Here is a 1,720-nt window from a genome sequence, read left to right as displayed (position 1 = left end):
CATTGGGGCGCTCCGTGTAGCCAATCTCAAGGGTATTCTTGTCCCAGTATTCCATGCACGCCGGGTAGGACTCCCCGGTGGGCAGCATCACTTCCGTGAACAGGATCCGCGTCACGTCCTTCATGAAGACCACGCGCCCTTTGACGCGGGCGCCTGGGTTGAGTTTTTCATGACGATTCGGGCGGATGAAGAACCACCGCCATCCCTCGGAAACGGGGATGCCATCCAAGGGACTTGAATAGTCGTCGGTCAGCCAGACGGCGCCGTTGAGCCCTCTCGGCTTGCGGACATCCAGGTTCTCCCGCATGGATTCGATAGAAGCGCCCGCCGGGCACGGGATGGAACGGCCTTCCGCAGGGCGGATGGCGCCGGTGCCACCACCGCTCGCACAGGCCGCGCCCATGCACGCCGCGGCGGCGGCTGAAGCCAGCTTGCGAATGACGCCGCCGTCCGTGCGAAGTGGCTTCACGGGCGGGGGCGTGGCGGCAACCAGCGCAGGCACGGAGGACGCCACCTCGGGGGGAGCCCCCGCATCCGGGGAAGACGCCACCGCGAGCACGGCGGCGTCGGGAAGACTCGGGGTTGGGGGCACGGACGACTTTCCTTTCTCGGGAACTGGCGAGACAACGGGGCGCTCAGCGCGCGTCGCCGGCCGGAACAGCCCGAAGGCCATCAGGCCCACGAGCAGTCCGCCCAGGCCGAGCACACCGGCGATGCGGCGGCGCCGCGCTTGGGACAGGGATGAAGCGCCCGGGGACTCGTCCTCCGGGACAGGTGCCGCGGCGGGCGGAGACAACCCAGCGGGTTCGGGGGACTCGGACTCCGCGGAGGGCGCGCGGTTTCCGGGGAACTGGGACAGCGACACCACGCCCCGGTCGGTCAGGGGCGCATCGCGGTCCTCCGGGACGTCCAGCGACAGCTTCCACCCCGGCTGGCGCTTGTCCTTCGCGACATCCCAGAGCGCCTGCAGCAGCGTCTCCGTCCCCGAATAGCGATCCTCGGGGCGCTTGGCCAGCAGCCGCAGCGCGATGTCCCCCAGGCCGGGCGGCACCCGGGGGTTGACCTCCTGCGGGGCGCGCGGCACCACCGTCTCGATGGCGGGCAGCAGCCGGTCGTAGGACAGCCTCGGGTCGAACGCGTAGCCGTCGGTCAGCGATTCGTAGAGCAGCGCCCCCAGCGCGTAGAGGTCGCCCGGGACGCCCGCGTCGAAGTTCGCGCCCGACTTCCACGTGCCCTCGCGCAGGAAGGCCACGCATTCGGGCGGCAGCAGGTGCGGGGACGCGGGCGCCACGCCCACCGTCAGCGTGGAGGCCCCCGGGATGCGCGCGGTGCCCAGGTCGATGAGCACGGGCCGCTCGTCCGCGCGGCGGATGAGCAGGTTGTCCGCCTTCAGGTCCCGGTGGTGCACGCCCCTGCGGTGCAGATCCGCCACCACCCGCACGACCTCCGTGTACACGGTCAGCAGGTGCGCGGCGGTGGGCTTCACCCGCCAGCGCCACTCGTGGAACGTCTCTCCGTCCACGAAGTCGGTGACGTGGAAGAAGTAGCCGTCCGGCGGCGAGGGCCAGCGATCCACGGCGTGCACACGCGGCAGGTTGGGATGCGGCGCGCACGCCAGCAGGGCCGCCACCTCGCGCGACAGCCGGCCGTTGACGTCCTCTTCCTCCGGGGCCTGCTGCCCCGCCGGACGCAGCGCGATCTTCAGCGCGTAGACGTGCCC

1 protein-coding gene is annotated in these 1,720 nt (G+C 71.0%); it reads right to left on the bottom strand.

The window, feature by feature from the left end; genetic code table 11:
- Positions 1–1,720: serine/threonine protein kinase (locus D7V93_RS42635; RefSeq protein WP_147451666.1), on the bottom strand; the 1,720-nt coding region annotated here is incomplete at both ends.

It is taken from the genome of Corallococcus llansteffanensis, from assembly GCF_003612055.1.
Classification (GTDB): Bacteria; Myxococcota; Myxococcia; order Myxococcales; family Myxococcaceae; genus Corallococcus; species Corallococcus llansteffanensis.
Note: the sequence above shows the minus strand (reverse complement) of the source record. Positions and strands in the feature narration are given on the sequence as shown.